The sequence below is a fragment of the Pontibacter pamirensis genome, assembly GCF_010015475.1.
GTDB classification, from domain to species: Bacteria; Bacteroidota; Bacteroidia; order Cytophagales; family Hymenobacteraceae; genus Pontibacter; species Pontibacter pamirensis.
Map to the genome: position 1 here is coordinate 39,111 of NZ_SSNI01000024.1, position 18,261 is coordinate 57,371.

Below are 18,261 nucleotides of genomic sequence, written 5' to 3' on the forward strand. Positions count from 1 at the left end.
AAATTAAAAAGCCTCTATCGGTCTAAGTCTACTTATGCGCAACGGTCTTTCGCCAAAAGGCAAAATTTTCTCCCGAGGGGCAGGTTCAAGATACATGACACAGCCTAATGCATGTCTTCATTCGCAACATTTCTTTGGTCTTGGTATAATTACAGTGGAGCATTGTGATGTATAACTCATCTACTCTCCCTAATCGAAGGGGTTAAGTCCCAGCGGGACGGCCTGTTGATAGAATTCAGGGATGCAACGATTTGAGCTCCAGCTGAGCGGCCTGTTAAGTATCCCATACAGGCCGCTCAGCTGGAGTTTGAAATTGGCATTAAAAAGAAGATATTAATAGGGCGCCCCGCTGGGACTGTTTATATTCTGGATATTAGTTAAAGCACAAAAGGCTGCTTTCCTATAGAAAAGCAGCCTTTTGCGATAGCATGTTTGAATCAAAGTTTAAAATAATGAGCCGTTTCCTTTAGCAGTTCCTGCTCTTCCTTCCTGCGCTTTATCCATTGCAGGGGCCTCACAGTTTTCCTCGTTAAAAACCTGGTCGATAGCCTTCTCAGCACTGCGTAGTTTCTCTTTGCAGAGCTTTATTAACTGCGACGACCGCTGTACTTTCTGAGTTAACTCATCTACATCAACAGAGTCATTTTCAATGGCACGTAAAATTTCTTCCAGCTCCTGTGTCGCCTCGCGATACGTTAAATTCTTTAAATCTTTATTTGTCATCTTCTTCAATGTTTACAACCATACTGTGGAGCGTGCCGTCCTGCATTTTCGTCTCAATCACGTCTCCGTTGTTGATGTTTTTAATACTTTTAGTGATTTTACCGTTCACCAGCGTTAAGGTATAGCCGCGCAAGAGCAAACGCTCCGGGTTATTTGCCTCTATACCCATTTCCAATATCCGCATGCGGTGGTTTTCGTTCTGCAACTTCTTCTGAGCGCAAAAAGCTACTTTGTCGCTGTTCTTCGTGAAGCGAAGTTGCGCCTGTTTCAGCCCGTCTTTGGCTTCTGTTTCAATGCAGTGCACCAGGTTATTCAGTTCGTGCTCTTTCATGTGCAGATAGCGTTGGCTCTTACCCTCTACACAAACAGACAGCTCCTGCAGATAGCTTCTACGCTCGTGCAGCAAATCCTTTGTATTGGCGCTGATGTCCTTGTCCAGGTTGCTGACATGGTGCTTTTGTAACTCTAAATAGTTTTTCGGTTTTAGCAGCAGCCCTCGCGAAAGTAATCCTAACGTGTCTTTTTTCTTTTGAAGCAGTTCCTTTGTCTGGTTGGAAATGCGCAGGCTTACACGCTCCAGCAGACCATCTGTCACTTTCAGTTGCTGAGCCGAGAACATCCGGATACTGTCGAAAAGATTTTCATTGTACTCCTCCGCCGACCTGTAGCGGTCGATCAGGAAATTGGCAACGGCTGTGGGTGTTTTCAAACGCGTATGCGCCACCAGGTCAGAGATGCTCTCGTCCCGCTCGTGTCCGATACCTGTCAGCACGGGGAGAGGGGAGTGGCCTATAGCAGCGGCAATGGCGTAATCGTCGAAGCAGCTAAGGTCGGTCTGTGAGCCTCCGCCACGGATAATGATGATCGCATCAAACCTGTCTTTGTGCTTTCCTGCCAGGGCCATCGCACGCTTTACAGAGGCCGGGGCCTCGTTTCCCTGCACGCTGGCCGGGAAAAGTGTTGTATGGAAGGAGTAGCCAAAGCTGTTATTTTGCAGCTGATGAATAAAGTCCTGGTAGCCCGCTGCTGTGGCCGACGAAACAACCGCCAACCGCTGTGGCACCAGGTCTAGCTCCAGAGCTTTGTTGGCTTCTATCAACCCTTCTGCCTCCAGCCGTTTCAGCGTTTCCTGCCGTTGCCGTGCCAGGTCACCTATGGTATAATTCGGGTCGATGTTCACGATGTCGAGGCTCAGGCCATACAACTCGTGAAAGCGCACTGTTGCCTGGAAGAGGACTTTAAGCCCCGCCTTAAGCGGTTGCCCCGTCTTCTCCTCAAAGTAACGGCCCAGCATCTGGTACCGGGAACTCCAGATAGTAGCCCGCGCCTGCGCGAGCATCTGCCGGGCATCATCACCTTTGTCCACTAGGGTGAGGTAGCAGTGGCCTTTGCGGCGATCAGCAGAAACCTGTGCCACTTCAGCCACCACCCAATAGTTATCAGGAAACGCCATTTCCAGCTCTTCCCGAATCTGCTGGTGCAGCTGGTGGAGCGAAAGAGGCGCATGCAGCTCTTCTTTAACGGTCTGCCGGATGGAAAACTGGGCCATGTATGGGGGTGGTGGTTTCTGGTTGTGTCAGTATATCAGGTCAGTACGAAACCTGCTTCTGAGGCACAATATAAGCTTTTGTTGGCGGAGCGCAAAGAAGAGAGGAGTGGCTTTTTATAGTTTTGAATATAGATGTGATTGTATGTAAATTGATTGTCAACAGCTTCTATTGGTGAAACCGCTCATACACCTGCTGTTTTATGTGGCTGGCAACCTGCACTAGTTCAGCTGCATCGGCTATAGGCTCTGCCGACATGAGGTAGAGGGGCACTGACTGTCCTCCTTTCTGATAAGGTGGCTGGTGGTAATCGAAGGTGTTGTGGAGGGTAAAGCCATGCAGATCCTGATAAAAGCGGATTCTTCTTTTACTGATTTCATCAACAGGGCGCTCCACTTCCAGCACAAGTTTTCTGCTGCTCCGGGTCAATAGCCATAGCATCACGTGCTTTCCCAATCCATGCTTCTGATGAGAAGGAACAATAGCTAAATGCTCCAGGAAACAGAAACCCTCTAACTGCCAGTAGATGCACAGGCCGGTTACCTCTTTGGCAGAGACGATCATGTATAAAAACATGTCTGGCTGATGGAGGAGCGTGAGCAGTTGAGAGAACTCCCGCCGCTCCGCAGCAGGAAACGCCGCTTCATAAATGTTTTGGAGAACAGAGACAGCCGGATGGTGTTTGTTCTGGATGTGCAGGAGGTCAATGGACTTGTTCACTGCTGGCATATTTTGTTTTTTACGCTGCTGTTGGGTATGCTCCTAAACGCCCTGTGCCGTTATTGGTAGGAATATCAATAACGGCACAGGGCGTTAGTTTGAAATATGTGGTTGGCGGTTAAACTGCCTTCTTACACGTGAGACTGCTTTTTTAGAGCGGCAATTTGCTGATTCAGATCCTCTATTCTGTTCATCTCGGTTTGAAGCTCTCTTTTCAGCTTTAGTTCTTTTTCGCGGGCGCCTTTTTTATACTCATCGTACTCCTGGTTTACCTCATCGTAGGCTCTACGCTTTTCTACAGCTACGTTTTTGCTGTTTTTGTACTGCAACAGGAAAATACCCAGCAGGACAAGCAGCGTGATGATGACCACAAAACTCAGGATAACATACGTTTGCTTTTCCATATCTATTCCTAAAACAGAGAGATTGGCAACATCATGGGCATTTTGTTGTACCTCCTGTTCTTTGGCCGCATACTGCTGTTTCAGCGCCTGCAGTTGCTCTTGCTGTGCGGCAATGTCTTCGCGCGCCTGTACCAGGTTCTGCTCTGTTTCTATGCCGGCTTGCTTCAGTTGCTGCTCTCTTGCCGCTATCGTCTCCTGAACACTCTTCCAGAAGGCGTCGAGCGAGGCGACATTCACTACCTTATATGACCTGTTATTTTCAGAGTAGGAATTGGAATTAGACTTCAGGTTATTGAATTGCCTGGCTAAGTTATCTGTTGCAGGAGTTCCTTCTTTGGCTGTTCCCTGTGCATTCGCTACCAAGCCAAAGAGCACAAAGAAAATTGATAAAAAGACTGCCTTCATAATAAAATAAATAAAGTTCCAGGAGCTTGCCTGGGTTTAACATAAATAAAAAAGCCTGTTTTTTGTGTCAGGAGATAGTATTTGCTCTAAAGAGTTGAATAAAGCTTACAAAGACTAACAATCGAATTTCGTTTTTATTGTTAAAGCAGGCAAAACATCTCCTTTAAGATGCGTTTTTTGTTTAACTGCCGGGGCAAAAGCAGCTAAATCTGTTCTTCCTGCGGATACTTCACCGCCCTGTTTTAGGAAGCCCAGATATGCAGGGTGCTGCTATAGTAAGGCAAGAATACAAAATGCATCGATAACTAACAAAGCAATCGTAATATCCTTTGTCTTGCCTGTCGCCAGCTTAATGGCCGTCCAGGAGAGGAATCCCCAAATGATACCCTGTGTGATAGAGTATGAAAAAGGAATTAAAACCATGGCCAAAAAGGCAGGAATGGCCTCATCCAGCCGTCCCCAGTTTATCTTTACAACGGGCCGCACCATAAAAACGCCCACCAGCACAAGGGCCGGTGCAGTGGCAATGGCCGGCACGATGGACAGGAGGGGAGCCAGGAATAGAAAGGGGAGGAACAGCAAAGCTCCTACCACTGCGGTAAGACCTGTACGTCCGCCTGCCTCTATGCCCACCGCCGATTCTATATAGGCTGTTCCGGGACTTGACCCCACCAGGCCCGCCAGCGTAGTGGCAACGGCATCCGTCATCAGGGAGCGCTTCACATTTCTTGGCTCACCTTGCTCGTCCAGGAGGTTGGCGGCTTCAGCCAGCCCCACGAAGGTGGAAACGCTGTCGAACATATCCGTGAAAACAAACGCAAAAATAATGGGCACCACCGCCCACTGCAGCGAGTTTACATAATCTAACTGGAGCAGCAGACTAAAATCCGGAGCCGCGAAAAGCCCCTGCCAGCTTACTAAAGGAGCTACGCCATCACCCCCATACCAACGGCCTATCGGGTAAGCAGCCAGCGTTGTAAATAAAATGCCAAATAGGATGGCCCCTCTTACATTTTTTGTTAGCAACACCGCCGTCAGCAGCAAACCTGCGAGAAAAGTGAGAAGGGCAGGAGTAAGTTCCCCGATACCAAGAATGGTGGCTGGGTTTGAGACAATAAATTTCGCATTTGCAAAGCCTATCAGTGTGATAAACAAGCCGATACCTGCTGCGATGGCAAAACGCAAGGGACGCGGAATAGCCCGCACAATGAGCGTACGTACATTGAAGGCAGACAAAATCAGGAAAACCACACCTGACCAGAATACTGCTCCCAGCGCAACCTGCCAAGAGATACCCAATCCTAACACAGCCGAGTATGTGAAAAAGGCATTTAATCCCATCCCGGGGGCCACCAGAATGGGGTTGCGGGCGTAGAGGCCCATCATCAAGCTACTAAAGAAGCTTACAATAATGGTTGCGGTAAGCACTCCGGCAAAAGGCATTCCGGCCTGGCTGAGAACGCTGGGGTTCACCACGATAATATAAGAAGTGGCCAGAAAGGAAGAAATACCGGCAATAACCTCTGTCTGTACGCTTGTGCCGTTCTTCTTCAGTTCAAAGTATGACTGCACCATCCTTATTCTTGATTTCTGTTACTAGATACAAACATGACCTTTGATTGCTTTGTAATGGGTTTGTGGGATGTGCGATAGTAAGAAAGAGTAAACAAAAGTAATATAAGTTAAAGTTTAGTGTCCGAAATATCCCCGTAGTTCGGGCGTTCCCGCATCTTGGTCTATTATCAGAGACACGAATATGACACTAAATTTTTACCTGGACAAACCAAAGCTTGAGGGAGACACTGCTATATACCTGTTCCTCCGCGTTGGCAATGGAACATTAAGCTTTAGACCAGCCAGTATATCAATCCCATCTACTGGCAAACAAGAGCAGATAAGAACGGCAACTACGTTAAGCGCTCCTATACCGGACACCTCGAGTTTAACAGCTGGTTGAAATTTCATAAGCACGACCTGTACAAGCTGTATAACAGGCTGACAGAGGAGAACTCGGGCTTAACGATGCAGGAGCTTAGGGATGCTGCGGGAGACTTCTTTGAGAAGAAGGAGCCAACCTCGCCACCGGCTTTTTTGAGCACTTCCAGTTATGAGATGAAACGGTTCGGCAGAGAAGTGGGTATCCGATTTAACCTATATCAGAACAGGGGAAGGTTGGCTGTACCTGACGGTGGTACTGGATTTGGCCGATAGAAAAGTGGTGGGCTGGGCGCTGAGCGAGACAATGGAGGCGGAAGCAACCACCGTGGCGGCCTGGCAGATGGCCATCAGAAACAGGCCCCTGTTCCACTCCCTTTTGTTTCACTCTGACCGGGGCGTGCCCTACGCCTGCAGTGCCTTCCAGGAGCAGTTGGAGGGGATGCCGGTGCTGCAGAGCATGAGCAGAAAGGGCAACTGTTGGGATAACGCGGTAGCCGAGAGCTTCTTTAAGACGATGAAGACCAAAATGGTCTACCACCACAAGTTTGCCAACAGGAAGGAGGCACGGCTGGCCGTGTTTGAGTACATTGAGAGTTTCTACAACCGGAAAAGGAGGCATTCAGCCCTTGGCTACCTGACTCCTTGCCTATATGAAGACTTGTTGTACAATCAAGCTGTGGCTGCCAGAAAAAGTCTCCAGTAAAACATTGCGATTCCACTCTAAACATTGTATAATGGAGCACACTTACACCGGTATCGATGTGGCCAAAGACAAGTTTCGTGGTTGCTACAAAACTAGCAGGCAAAGTCACCACCTCCTTGCACAACAACGACAAAAAAGGTATCAGCAGCTTCCTTAAGAGCTTATCCAGCCAGAGTTGGTGCATTATGGAGGCAACAGGGGTTTACAGCCTGCAGCTGGCCATTGCCTTGCACGAAAAAGGCATCAAGGTGTCGGTGGTGAATCCTTTGCAGATCAAGCACTTTGCCCAGACCAATCTTAAGAGGACGAAAACAGACAAGGTGGATGCCTGAGTACGGGGAGCGCATGCAGCCAACGCTGTACGAGCCGCCGACACCTTTCATGAGGAAACTGCAGCAACAGCGCATGTCTTTGAAGCTGCTTGTCAAGAGCAAGCGCTCTTTCCTGAACCAGTTGCATGCCCTGTCTCAATTGGAAGAAGCGGATAAAGCTGCTCTAAAGGCCTGTAAAGCGGTCTTGATAAGCATAGAAAAGCAAATTGGGAGACTAGAGGAACAGATGCAACAGCTGGCAGAAGAGCACTGCCGGGACCTGTTTACCTTGCTGCAGACTATTCCCGGCATCAGCACTAATTCTGCCATAGAGCTCATCGTTGTCTCTGGCGGGTTCAGAAACTTTACATCAGCCAGGCAGTTCAGCCCTTTATTGGTATCAGCCCCTGCATCAATGAGTCTGGTACATCCATCCGCGGATACAAGGGGATCAGCAGGATCGGGGACAAAAACATAAGGGCCATGCTCTACATGTGCGCCATGGCGGCAAAAGTGCACAACAAAGCTTGCCGGGAGCTTTATGAGCGGATGGTGGCGGCAGTGAAAGCAAAGAAAGTAGCCTTGGTGGCCGTGATGAACAAGCTGATAAAACAAGTGTTTGGAATAGTGCGATCTGGAGAGGTTTATAATGTAAACTAAGAAAAGCAGCAGTTGGAAAAAAACATTAATACTCTTGCTTTTCAACACATTCCATAAAGCCTCTCGTAAACTGTTGCAATTCCAGCAAGCCCCCTGCCCCAGAGATGGGAGGAATGAAGGGAGCGGGAAGACACTGTTGCGCCCAGCCGAAGGACGCAACAGTGTTCATACAGAGTTTCATATGTGTTATCGCTCCACGACCAGCTTTACCGTTTGCACCTTGCCCGCAGTGCTCAGGCGCGCCAGGTACAACCCTTTAGGCAGGCCCTCTGCCCGCAGCTCGTGCTCGTGCCTTCTTCCGGCCTCGCTGGTGCCGGCGGCGATGCGCTGAATAAGCGCCCCTTTCAGGTCGTAGAGCTCCAGCAGGTAGCCTGTGTTGCTCTCGGTGACGAAAGCCAAGGTGGTGCGGTCACTGAAGGCAGTAGGGTACGCTTCAAGGCCTTGGGGAAGCGGCTCCACCACAGACCTTTGCAATAAAGCACTGCTCAGGCTCTTGATGGGTTTGTGGATAATGATTGCGCCCCTGTCAATGGCGTCGCAGGCTGGCGCGTTGTTATCCAAACTGGCGGAAGTACATCCGGCTTGGTTGTCGTAAACGACCTCACCCTCGGTTCCGTCCTCGTTCATTACCCAGATTTTGAGGCGGAGCTGATCTGGACCGGTGTTTTCTCTAAACTGCCCGTCGGTGGCGGTGACGAGATAGCCGAACCTGCGATCATCCGCGTCAGTTTCAAAGCCCTGCTTGTGGAGGAGAACACCTTTGCCCCTAAAGAAGGCCCTGTTGTCGGAGATAACCAAAGAGCCGTCTTCCACGCTGGTGCTTCGGAAAATGGAGGGGCCGGACTCTAGAATCACGATGGCTGAGCCAACTACCTGATCTTCATTTCTATACTTTGCCACAAAGCCCCAATACATGTTTCCACTCTGGTGCATGAGCTCGTAATCCGCATTGGAGGGGGAGTCGCTCCTGCCCCCGCCGGACACGAAGCCGGCGTCGGGATGATAAACATGAACATAAAGTACAGAGGTCTGGGAAGGACAGCCTTCTTTGCCTACATATGTGACACTCACCTTGTAGGCGTTTGGTTCGTCGGGCCAGTCGACAGCGATGGAACCGGTGCCCTGGCCGGTGAAGTCGGTATAGGCCGAACCGTCGATGTCGGTGATGCTCCAGGTATAGGAGGTGGCTCCAGAGTGAGGAAGTGTATAGACGGAGTTGCTGGTGCCCACGGCGGCATTTGTGCTGCCCGCGATGGCTGCCTCGGCAATGCCCGGTTCAAAATTATAAATGGTATTGTGGCCGTTTATGCCGATGGTAAAGGCATCGATGTAACCGGTAAAGGCAGTGCCCCAATATTCATCAAAAGGAGCAAACCGTGGGGAACCTATATTGAGCCGGATACCACCAAACCCGCCACCTGAAACCTGATTCACAATTCTGGCATCAGGATACTGACTGATATAGGAGTCTAAGGTTAAATAAATTCCACCCTTTTCCGGATTAAGGACATAAGGCGTACCTAACCACCAAATGGCATTGAGCATATCCCAGGTCTGCCAGGTTTTTTCAATTGTGGGCCCTTGGTCCGGCAAACCGGTTCCTGCTATCCAGGAACCGGTTTGCCAGCGTGGTTCAAAAACCAAGTGGTCATCTTTTAGGCCATCTCCTGTTCTGTCTATCTGCAAAACCACAAAAATGTTATCGGTATTGTTGGTGCGGCTTTGAATATAAGTAGAGTAACTAAAGTTGGTGAGGGAAGAAAGAAGCGTATTATGATAAGACTCATTTCTGAAATTACCCAGGTCACCGGTAAGGGTCGTGTATTCTAAACTGCCATTGCCCAATAGGGGTTCTGCCTCTCCGGTGGTAAAGGTAGCGATGATGTCGGGGTTGCCCTGATCTACCCAGCCATCCCGGTTACAATCCGTAACGGTGATAACAGTTTGAGAATAAACGCTTGTTGAAAAAACCATTGCGGTAAGCAGCAACAGTTTTTTCGGGGAGAAAGTAATTTTAGTTTCCATGTTTCTTAGATTAAAAGGTTTCAGGTTATTACCGCATAAAGTAAAAGGGCCTTGTTTTATCTTTTAAAAAGCTAACCTCACTGGGGTTAGAAACAGGTGCCTGTTTAGCTATCCGTTTATATGGTTTGAGAGGTCTGATTTAGGCGCTAAAAGGGCTTTAGTCCAACTCTGTTAAATCGATGTCGGCTACCTTGTCGCCTGAATTTTTACTTAAGTTCAAGCCTGCATCTACTGCAATTTCGTAGCGTAAACACGGGAGATAGCAACCTTATCCATGACCAGAAAAGAGTCATTTGCAGCCGGAGAGGTAATGGCGACTAACGGGGCAGCAGCATCGGGCGCATTATCCTCACATGCCGCAACGCTAAAGGCGAAGAAAAACAGGAGTAGCCAAGGTGTCTTTTTCATTCCTGTGAAATATCACAGGAATACATTCAAGCCAGCATGTGGCACAAATGATCTTCTCTCTGAAAAATTACTGTTTCCGCTGCAATGGATTGGCTTCTGTCGGGGGTGGATGAAGCGTATATGCTTGATCTATAGCCAGTGATTACTGGTAAATCCATATAAATACTCGTTACTGCTCAACATACCATCACCATCAAGATCTAAGCGATGAAAGAGATAGTTTGCAAACTCTTCTTGGGAAAACAAATGATCCTTATTCAGATCCCATTCAGCTAAGAAGCCAGCTTTTTCTAAGCCGCTACTGAACTCTTTAGGTTGCATAATATCGTCACCGTTTGTGTCCCAATCCGACCAGATTTGGTTCTCCAGTCCATGAAGCTGTACAAACCAATTCCAATAGTCCTCATCATCAGCTCCAGTTTCCATGTCTTCTCCACCATGAAAAACATTAGCATGGAAGGCGGCACCTAACTCGTCATAGTTCAGAAATCCATCACCATTATCTATGTTCTCAAATGCACCCTGAGAAAATATCGTGCTAAAGCTGGCCAAATCTAAGTCTGGCGCAAGCACGGTAAAAGTAAAAGAACTTTTTGTCACGTTCTGCTGCCTATCTACTGCTTCCACTATGTATGTATAGGTACCTATAAACATTACTGAAGGTATATGGATGGTTAAGTTCCAGTTTAAACTGCTATTACCTTTGCTAATACTAACCGCTTCATCAGGCATCTCCTGGGGTGTGGGTATGCAATTGAAATCAAAGTACATATCATCGCATACTAGGACATCTACGTACACCCGTACATCGCTCAATCCCTTATTATCGGTGATGTTTACTTTGATTTCATTTTGTTCATACACCAATAAAGTATCATTGTCTGCCGGAGACTTGATACTGACTACAGGATGAACAGTATCAGGTTCAGGTACAACTAGGCTGGGCTCAGCACCATCGTCACATGCTGCAATGGTGAAGGCAAATAGAAACAGGTATAGCCAATTTAACTTTTCCATAACCTTATGTTTTAAATAAAATAAGAACATGTACACGGCTAACACACAGCAAAAATAACCCTCGCCCTACTCTTGCTCCTTCAGCATGCGGTCAGTCAGAAGGTATGAAAGAAGTTTACTTTGCAGGGGAGTATCAGAAGAGGTAAAGCGGCAGCCGGACAGGATATTTATTTTGTATGTAACATCATTTTCCTTTCCGGCTGCCGCTTTAATAAAGTTTATTGTAATCTAAGACTTAGGTGATACATATAACTATCGCTGCAACTTTAGTTGCATTACATTATGCCCAATCTCTTCACCTAATATTTTCCCTGCTTCAACTGCAGGCCGGTAATGGATACCGCCATAAATCCTGGACCACCCTGCTTCGGTGGCTGCGTCGCGGAAGGAGTCATAGGAACGGACAACGCCCCGGAACTCATAAGTTTTGTCTGTATACTCATAGTTCTCACCAAACATGCCGGTCATTACTTCCATAAAAGCAGTGGTAATCACAGTGTGCGCAGCCGGGTACTCAGGGTAGCTTGGTGTTGCCCCTAAATAAGGGAGCCAGTTAGGGTCTATGTGTTTTTGGATGTATGTAACCGGCCGAACCAGATTATAGAAATACTTAGAGCGCCAAGTCATAATCAAACCATCACGTGTTGCGATACCCGCTCTTGCATAGGCCATAGCCGCCGTACCCAGGCTTGATTCGGTTTCTTCCAAAACAGCAGTCAGTATTTTATAATGGTGGGCCAGGGCAGTATATGTACCCGGACCTGCGTTGTGCCAAAAGGAGGCGATGGCCTTTTGCTCGTCAGTAGCATTTTTAGAGGCCTCGTAGGTATAGTACACTTCGTTGTAAAACGGAGAGCCAGGCTCTTCAGAATAGGGGTACGGGTAAGCAGGAACCACACCTTCTAAATGCTCTTCCAGGAAAGGGCGGTAACTGCCCATGTAAGGAAAGCCGGCGGGAGCGAAATTAGGCGGGGTTGGCACCCAGGCACCAGGGAATACAGGAGGTGTATAAGCCTCGGTGTTGCGGCTGACGCCATCGGTTGCAGCCCAGGCGATAACGGCTGCCGCTACTGCCCTGCCAAATTCCCGGGACCGAAGGGCTACAGCTGAGTTCTGGTTTGGCTTCAGTGTATTGTTATAGGAATCTTCCAGCGATTTGATTGATGCGAGGTTATCCTCCGTGAGGTTGGTAAACATATGCCTGGTGTAATAAGCCATGGCCGCGTTGGCTGCAATTGACCAGGAGTAGCCATTGTTTTTCTCCTTGTCCGGCATCTGTGGCATCTGATACAGCAGGCTGCTTAAACTTACAGCTTTGGGAATGCCATACCGGACGGTTTCATACAGCACTATGCCCTCATAAGAAAAGAAACGTCCTGTGACAACAGGGGAAAGCTGCGGGGCGGTCTGAAGAATGATTTCAGCTTGAAGGTTATACCAATCTGTCGCCACATCACTGCTTTCGCGCATGGCCTTAGAGGAATGTTCATCATCTTTACCAGGCTTTAGCTCATCGTAGATGTAGTCGAGTTCTTTTTCACATCCAGTAAGAGAAACTATCATCACCATACCAAATATGAGGCAGGTTTGTTTAAATAACTTGTAGCACATAACAGTAGATTTAAGGTTAAAAATGATTCAACATGCCTATACATTTCAATCTTCTTGTGTTGAGGTGAAGCAATAGTTATAACCGGGACTACAGAATAAAGAGGGTTCCCCTTGTCTGTTTTATATGACACGAAGGGCAGAAGAAATGACAAGAGCCAATGTATTCATCCTGTTAAGAATCAATAGCCGATTGGGTTGTCGTACTATATAGAGGGTATTTCTATGTGCGAGTATGATATTTAAGGGAATTCACGGGAAGTAGCAAGCTTCAAAATGGCCTTTCTTTCCTTGAAAAAATCTTTAGTGGTGTCTGACTGTTCTCCTTCAGGGTATAAAGTAGGTATGCATTTTACTTTCATACTCGTTCCTGCTCAGCACACCATCCTCATTGTCGTCCCAGCGGCCAAAGATGCCGCCCGTTAATTCAGCCTCGTTGAGCAGGTTGTTGTTGTCCAGGTCCCAGTCATCAAAGAACTTAACCTTGCGCAATAAGGCATTAAGGGTTCCTAATGACAATCCATCAAACTCGTCGTAATAATACCAATCTGAGCTTGTCTCAAGGTCGAAATCTACTGTAAACTTATCAAACTCATTATTTTCCACATAGCCGTCATGACCCCTGTCCATTATATGAAAGACGCTGGTTCCGAACTCACCCTCGGTGAGAGAAGCCCCGTTGTTAATCACCCGTTTCCTAAAGAAGGTATTCTTGGTCAGGGCTGTGTTAAAAGCGACTTTCTCCAGGTCCGGTGCCTGCACGTTTATATTGACTGCGCTTTCTGACGTGTTCTGCTGCTCGTCCTGCGCCTCTACTATCATCGTATAAATGCCTGCAGCTGATCCTTCAGCCATGTAGAAAGTCACTTTTAAGTTTTCATTCCTGCTATCGTTCACGAAATCAATATTCACTTCATCCACCTGCCTGCGGTCGCCATCGGGGCCGCTTAAATATATCCTTACTTGCTCAACCTCTCTATTATCTGTTACGTTTGCTCTCAGTTCAATTTCATCAATCACCAGAAAAGAAGTATTCACTGCCGGAGAGGTAATAGCTATCTCCGGGGCATCAGCATCGGGCGCAACATCATCTTCGTCGTCACATGCCGCAATGGCGAAGGCAAACAGGAACAGGAATAGCCAATTTATCTTTTCCATAACCTTTATTCTAAATAAGATAAAAACGTATAGTCGGACAACACTCAGCACAAATAGCCCTAGCTCTACTGTTGTTCCTTCAGCATGCAGAAAATCAGAAGTTATGAAAGTGGTAAACTTTGCAGGGGAGTAAGCAGAAGATGATGCTTTTAAAACGGGTTAGCTTTGCAGTTATAAATTTCGAAATAGATTCAAAATTAGGTCAGAAGCAGCTTTGAACAGCATCCTTTCAGGTGGACGATACGCGATTGTAAACTTTGTTTAGTAAAATGATGATGGAATTATAGTTGCAAATATTATAACAATAAAGAGTTGTTCCTCCTGCTTCTTCGCGTTTAATTCTCTATATATATATCCTATGTTATAACTTCGTTCTATTTTCTGCCTTCAGAATTGGCTTTAATCAAAAGAGCGTCAGGATTGCTAGATAAAATGTTGAAAAATTTTTCTCTTCAGATTCTACAGTTTTATTTAGCTTGCTCCAAATTAACATCTTGGATGACAGTTTTATTTATTTAAAGGAGGTGAAGGGAGTGAAGGACACCATTCACCTACATAATACAAATATACATTGCAGCTACTGCTGATGCATTGTAAAAATCAGACAGAACAATTTTTATTTTAGTTTTAACTTATTGAGCACACCGCCTTGATAAAGTGTCCATCGAAGCTTTGATCAGTAGACAGGTATTGATTAGGAGAATGACCAGTGAAGTCATGAAAGTCTTTTATAAAATGTGATTGGTCATAAAATCCAAATTTATACGTAACATCAAGCAGGGAAGCCTCTGGATTAAGAAGCAGAAAATTGATAATCGCCCGGAAGCGTACGATCCGGGCATACAACTTCGGCGACAAGCCTACTTGTTCAGTGAATTTACGAGTGAGGGTTCGAATGTTTGTTCGCTCCCGGGTTGACAATTCACTTACTTTCATCTGTCCTTGCGTCTGCAGAATATATTGTACCGCCATATCTACCTCATTTGGTTTATTGGTTTTGTCCCGGAACAGTCGCCTCAGAAAATTATCAAGCATAGTCAGTTGCCCCTTCTGATTTTTTTCATCCCGGAGCTGCTCAGGCAAGAACCGGCAGTTTGGAATCAGGTCATCAAGCTTAAGGTAAGTATCATTGAAGACATCTGCCGACTCACCCAGTACTTTTTGCAAGGCAGTCGGCTTTAATACAGCCATATAAGACTGACAGGTGCTGACCTTCAACCACCACATTTGCGTTGCCTGCCCGCATAGATAAACACCGTTTGTGATGGATTGAGCTTTATTGAGTTGTATGCACTCCAGTTGTACCTTGCTATAATCATTCATAACAACCATAAGAGCAGGTACACCGCGAGGAAGGGTGGGTATAAGTCTGCTATCCTTAAATTCGCTTTGACCAAAGAGGTATCCGCTCACAAACGGCGCTAATTCTAAAGGTGCAGGCGAAGTTTGCAGAATCATGGCTTATCTTTGAAGGCTGTATGCACTTAACTAATTCGTTAGTTATATACGAGTTTTTTAAATTCTTATCTTGTTAAGGAACAGTCCTTTAACATAATTTCATGTGTATGTATAAATATATGGTTTGATATTACCTAATTACTGAGGTAAAGCATGCATCCACGATGATGAATTTCCTAATATGTAGCTATCTTTAAATACTTTCAACACTAAAAGCCTCTCATGACATTATTAAACAGCCATTAAAATAGCTACATTATATGCTTTTAGATTGTTTTCAAGCTGTTCCTCATTCTTATGACCTGACCATCAGCACCGAAACATATGGCGGCGGGCGGGTCCCGGAAACATGTGAAAAGCTTTTCGAGCAGGGTGCTATTGAGAAGCTATCTAACACCTATTCAAGCAAGTAACGCCTTTTAAAGATTATATTTATATAGCCGGCAGGAAGTAATTTTTAACGCAAGCCAGACTCCGGCGAGTAACGTGACAACAGAATACGAGGTATCTTTCCACGCGACAAACGCTAACGTCACCTTTAGTAAGAACGGACCGGAAATTCAGGTGGAGACCACAACTGCAACGTCTGGTTCAGTTGGGACAGTTCATGTGAAACCGAGGCAGAATGGGCAAACCCAGCAAGTTTCATCCCTTATCATAGTGCGTGATTAAGCATCACCAAAGTATCTTTTCAAATAGGTGAAGCTATTATGAGGCTTCACCTATTTTTTATAGAATTAATTTAAGTGTGTTTGGAAACGCAGGTAATCGTCCGTTACCGTCCGAAATATTTCCGAAATAAAATAAAAAGCCCCTATACGCAGCGTATAAGGGCTTTTGTGGGTTTAAATTATGACTTCATTTTAAGTCGGTTAGTCTTTGTTACAAATCGGTGCTGGACAAATAAAGCCTCAAAGGTACTAAAATCTGATATGTTCGTAGCTGCTAAAAAGGCAGGTATGGTTTCGTCACTCTTTAGTGTGCGTGCCTTTGTGCCTGTTACCAGTTGACTGTAGATCTGGAGATAAGCCTCGGAAGAATAAAGGACCCAATTTGGTAATAGCACGTATTAATGCTAATTTTCAGATATAGAAAATAGCTATTTACAGACTATTCATAATCAAATCATCATCAAAAGATAACACTATGTTTGTACACCACGTATTTTTCTGGCTAAAGAACGCCGACTCGGAAGAAGATAAAAACAAACTGCTCGAAGGGCTGAATAAGATGAAGTCCATAGAAGGAATTCGCACCGTACACATTGGTGTGCCGGCCAGTACAAACAGGGACGTTATTGAAAGAGGGTATGCGCTTTCGTGGATGTTGATATTCGACAGCTTGGAGGACCAGGAAACGTATCAGGTGCATCCGGTGCATAAGAACTTTGTGGAAGAGTGTTCTTCTCTCTGGTCTAAAGTTGTTGTGTATGATGCTGTGGATGCTCAAAAGCAGTAGCCTTCTGCTTGTCTAACAGAAGGTACTCGGTAAAATACATCTAAAACAAAAGTCGCGCTATCAGCTAGCGCGACTTTTGTTTTAAGTGACAGCTACAGGAGAAACGAAGGTGAGTATCCGGAGAAGCAAACTTCCTTTTTTTAAGTGAGTAGCCTTTATCCGTAAGAAAATCGCGTAAATCTAATTAGCTACAACTGATGGTATGGGTGCAACAGCGACTTTTGAGTTTTTGGGTAGCCTGAACGATTTTCCTGCCCTATCAGGTAGAGACAGTAAGTTGCTTTACAGATTTACGGGTACACCAGCCGTGAAAGATGCAATCGAAGCCATTGGCGTTCCCCACCCGGAGGTAAATGTGATTATGTTAAACGGCTTGCCCGTTGATTTTTCCCAACCTTTGCAAGCGGGTGACAAGGTAGCCGTATACCCGGCTGATGCAAACAGAGAATGGCCGGAAGGATTTTCGCTGCAGGCAAATCACCCCGCTCCAGACCAGTTTGTTTTAGATGTGCATCTCGGCAAGCTGGCAAGGGCGTTGAGGATGCTGGGGTTTGACACCTGTTATGAGAACGATTACTCAGACAAAGCCATCGCGCACGTAGCCGCAACAGAGGAGCGCGTCGTGCTTACTCGTGATGTTGGCCTGCTGAAGCATAAAAGCATCCGGTGGGGTTATTGGCTGCGTTCTCAGCACCCTGATGAGCAGTTGGCAGAGGTTATACTTCACTTTAACCTGAAGGGTAAGCTTCATCCTTTTACCCGCTGCTTGGCCTGTAATGGAAGCATTGCTGAAGTTCCTAAAGACAGCGTAATAGCGCAGTTGCCGCCTAAAACGAAGCTGTACTTCAACGAGTTTTATCAATGTGAGTCCTGTAAACGGGTCTACTGGAAAGGGTCACACTATGAGCGGATGCAGCAATTTATTCAACAGCAGGCACAGTCTCTGAAAAGCGCAGAGTAGCTTTCAAAAAGGGTACAAGGTTAATCGTTAAAGTGATACAGGAAGGTGATGATGCCTGTGAACGCAGGTTTTTTGCTGCCTTCAATCTCCATGGTAACTTCCAGCCTTGCTTTTGCAATGCCCCGCAGGTCTTTTACCGACAGCAGCTTTGCCCGCAGGCGTACCTGGCTGTCTACGGTGACGGCTTGGTTAAAACGGAGGCTTTCGATTTCATAGTTCACCTGCATTTTTAGGTTTTCGATAGAGGTAATCTGCTGCCACAGGTAAGGCAGGAGCGACACCGTCAGGTAACCGTGTGCTATAGTTTTTTTGAAAGGGGATTCTGTTTTGGCTCTCTCCGCGTCAAGGTGAATCCACTGATGGTCCAGCGTAGCATCTGCAAACTTGTTTATTTGTTCCTGCGTGATGGTGTGGTAATCAGATACACCCATTTCAGTTCCTTCATATTGCTCAAGCTCCTGCAAGCTCCTGATTGTTATCTTGCTCATGTACCGTGTTTTTTTCTTTTGATGGTATTGCTTCCTGTTGGAGTGGCCTTTCTTATGGCATACTGCCACAACTCGCGTAGCATTTACTTTGGCTAATATAGTGTAATTTTGCGAATCGCGTTGCATGATAATCGTCTTCTACAGTTAAATTCACTGCTCTAAAGGAACCCCTTGAAGCTAAATCTCCTTGTATACGTTATAAGCCACATCAGAAATCAGTAACTTGCTATCTTAGCATACTGCTCGTTTTTAAGATAGAATGAAATAGC

The 18,261-nt window shown here is 46.3% G+C and carries 19 protein-coding genes and 1 pseudogene; 8 read left to right on the forward strand and 12 right to left on the reverse strand.

Going from position 1 to position 18,261, the window contains the following annotated elements; genetic code table 11:
* Positions 1–444: 444 nt before the first annotated feature.
* The 5 genes from xseB to E1919_RS18415 all read right to left on the reverse strand — a co-directional run bounded on the left by xseB (position 445) and on the right by E1919_RS18415 (position 5,374).
* A complete protein-coding gene (gene xseB / locus E1919_RS18395; RefSeq protein WP_162054882.1) occupies positions 445–723 on the reverse strand; it encodes an exodeoxyribonuclease VII small subunit in 279 nt (92 codons plus the stop codon).
* Positions 713–2,272, reverse strand: a complete 1,560-nt coding sequence (xseA, locus tag E1919_RS18400) for an exodeoxyribonuclease VII large subunit (protein ID WP_162054883.1) — start codon at positions 2,270–2,272, stop codon at positions 713–715. Before xseA ends, xseB begins: the two co-directional genes overlap by 11 nt.
* A gap of 166 nt (positions 2,273–2,438) precedes the next feature.
* Positions 2,439–2,999: a GNAT family N-acetyltransferase gene (locus E1919_RS18405; RefSeq protein ID WP_162054884.1), complete on the reverse strand. Its 561-nt coding sequence runs from the start codon at positions 2,997–2,999 to the stop codon at positions 2,439–2,441.
* Positions 3,000–3,121: 122 nt separating this feature from the next.
* Positions 3,122–3,799 (reverse strand): hypothetical protein, encoded by a 678-nt coding sequence (locus tag E1919_RS18410; protein ID WP_162054885.1) that lies wholly within the window; start codon positions 3,797–3,799, stop codon positions 3,122–3,124.
* Between the two features lie 270 nt (positions 3,800–4,069).
* On the reverse strand, positions 4,070–5,374 hold the full coding sequence (locus E1919_RS18415) for an NCS2 family permease (protein ID WP_162054886.1): 1,305 nt from the start codon (positions 5,372–5,374) through the stop codon (positions 4,070–4,072).
* A 181-nt stretch (positions 5,375–5,555) separates the two neighbouring features.
* On the opposite strand from E1919_RS18415, the gene E1919_RS18420 reads away from it, so the two are divergent.
* The 5 genes and pseudogenes from E1919_RS18420 to E1919_RS18445 all read left to right on the forward strand — a co-directional run bounded on the left by E1919_RS18420 (position 5,556) and on the right by E1919_RS18445 (position 7,411).
* Positions 5,556–5,756: a hypothetical protein gene (locus E1919_RS18420; protein ID WP_162054887.1), complete on the forward strand. Its 201-nt coding sequence runs from the start codon at positions 5,556–5,558 to the stop codon at positions 5,754–5,756.
* Positions 5,753–6,010: a hypothetical protein gene (locus E1919_RS18425; protein WP_162054888.1), complete on the forward strand. Its 258-nt coding sequence runs from the start codon at positions 5,753–5,755 to the stop codon at positions 6,008–6,010. Before E1919_RS18420 ends, E1919_RS18425 begins: the two co-directional genes overlap by 4 nt.
* Positions 5,982–6,440 (forward strand): IS3 family transposase, encoded by a 459-nt coding sequence (locus E1919_RS18430; RefSeq protein WP_237144614.1) that lies wholly within the window; start codon positions 5,982–5,984, stop codon positions 6,438–6,440. The genes E1919_RS18425 and E1919_RS18430 overlap by 29 nt, the downstream gene beginning before the upstream one ends.
* A 56-nt stretch (positions 6,441–6,496) precedes the next feature.
* A complete protein-coding gene (locus E1919_RS18435; protein ID WP_162054889.1) occupies positions 6,497–6,772 on the forward strand; it encodes an IS110 family transposase in 276 nt (91 codons plus the stop codon).
* Between the two features lie 226 nt (positions 6,773–6,998).
* Positions 6,999–7,411 (forward strand): annotated as a pseudogene (locus tag E1919_RS18445) (transposase).
* Between the two features lie 186 nt (positions 7,412–7,597).
* On the opposite strand, the gene E1919_RS18450 reads toward E1919_RS18445, so the two are convergent.
* From E1919_RS18450 to E1919_RS18475, 6 genes are all read right to left on the reverse strand, one after another.
* Complete coding sequence (locus E1919_RS18450) at positions 7,598–9,436, reverse strand: T9SS type A sorting domain-containing protein (RefSeq protein ID WP_162054891.1); 1,839 nt, start codon at positions 9,434–9,436, stop codon at positions 7,598–7,600.
* Between the two features lie 228 nt (positions 9,437–9,664).
* Entirely contained in the window at positions 9,665–9,844 is a 180-nt protein-coding gene (locus E1919_RS18455; RefSeq protein WP_162054892.1) for a hypothetical protein, read from the reverse strand.
* 129 nt (positions 9,845–9,973) lie between these two features.
* Positions 9,974–10,861, reverse strand: coding sequence for an Ig-like domain-containing protein (locus E1919_RS18460; RefSeq protein ID WP_162054893.1), 888 nt, complete (start codon positions 10,859–10,861; stop codon positions 9,974–9,976).
* Positions 10,862–11,113: 252 nt separating this feature from the next.
* Positions 11,114–12,472 (reverse strand): phosphatase PAP2 family protein, encoded by a 1,359-nt coding sequence (locus E1919_RS18465; RefSeq protein WP_162054894.1) that lies wholly within the window; start codon positions 12,470–12,472, stop codon positions 11,114–11,116.
* Positions 12,473–12,796: 324 nt separating this feature from the next.
* Positions 12,797–13,627, reverse strand: a complete 831-nt coding sequence (locus E1919_RS18470) for an Ig-like domain-containing protein (RefSeq protein WP_162054895.1) — start codon at positions 13,625–13,627, stop codon at positions 12,797–12,799.
* A gap of 627 nt (positions 13,628–14,254) precedes the next feature.
* Positions 14,255–14,854 (reverse strand): helix-turn-helix domain-containing protein, encoded by a 600-nt coding sequence (locus E1919_RS18475; protein ID WP_394351788.1) that lies wholly within the window; start codon positions 14,852–14,854, stop codon positions 14,255–14,257.
* Positions 14,855–15,345: 491 nt separating this feature from the next.
* On the opposite strand from E1919_RS18475, the gene E1919_RS18480 reads away from it, so the two are divergent.
* The 3 genes from E1919_RS18480 (at position 15,346) to E1919_RS18490 (ending at position 17,504) form a co-directional block, all read left to right on the forward strand.
* Positions 15,346–15,498, forward strand: coding sequence for a hypothetical protein (locus E1919_RS18480; RefSeq protein ID WP_162054897.1), 153 nt, complete (start codon positions 15,346–15,348; stop codon positions 15,496–15,498).
* Positions 15,499–16,231: 733 nt separating this feature from the next.
* Positions 16,232–16,543: a Dabb family protein gene (locus E1919_RS18485; RefSeq protein WP_162054898.1), complete on the forward strand. Its 312-nt coding sequence runs from the start codon at positions 16,232–16,234 to the stop codon at positions 16,541–16,543.
* Positions 16,544–16,745: 202 nt separating this feature from the next.
* Complete coding sequence (locus tag E1919_RS18490) at positions 16,746–17,504, forward strand: Mut7-C RNAse domain-containing protein (RefSeq protein WP_162054899.1); 759 nt, start codon at positions 16,746–16,748, stop codon at positions 17,502–17,504.
* 20 nt (positions 17,505–17,524) lie between these two features.
* Here the strand turns inward: E1919_RS18490 and E1919_RS18495 are convergent, their stop codons facing one another.
* A complete protein-coding gene (locus E1919_RS18495; protein WP_162054900.1) occupies positions 17,525–17,992 on the reverse strand; it encodes a MaoC family dehydratase in 468 nt (155 codons plus the stop codon).
* Positions 17,993–18,261 lie beyond the last annotated feature (269 nt).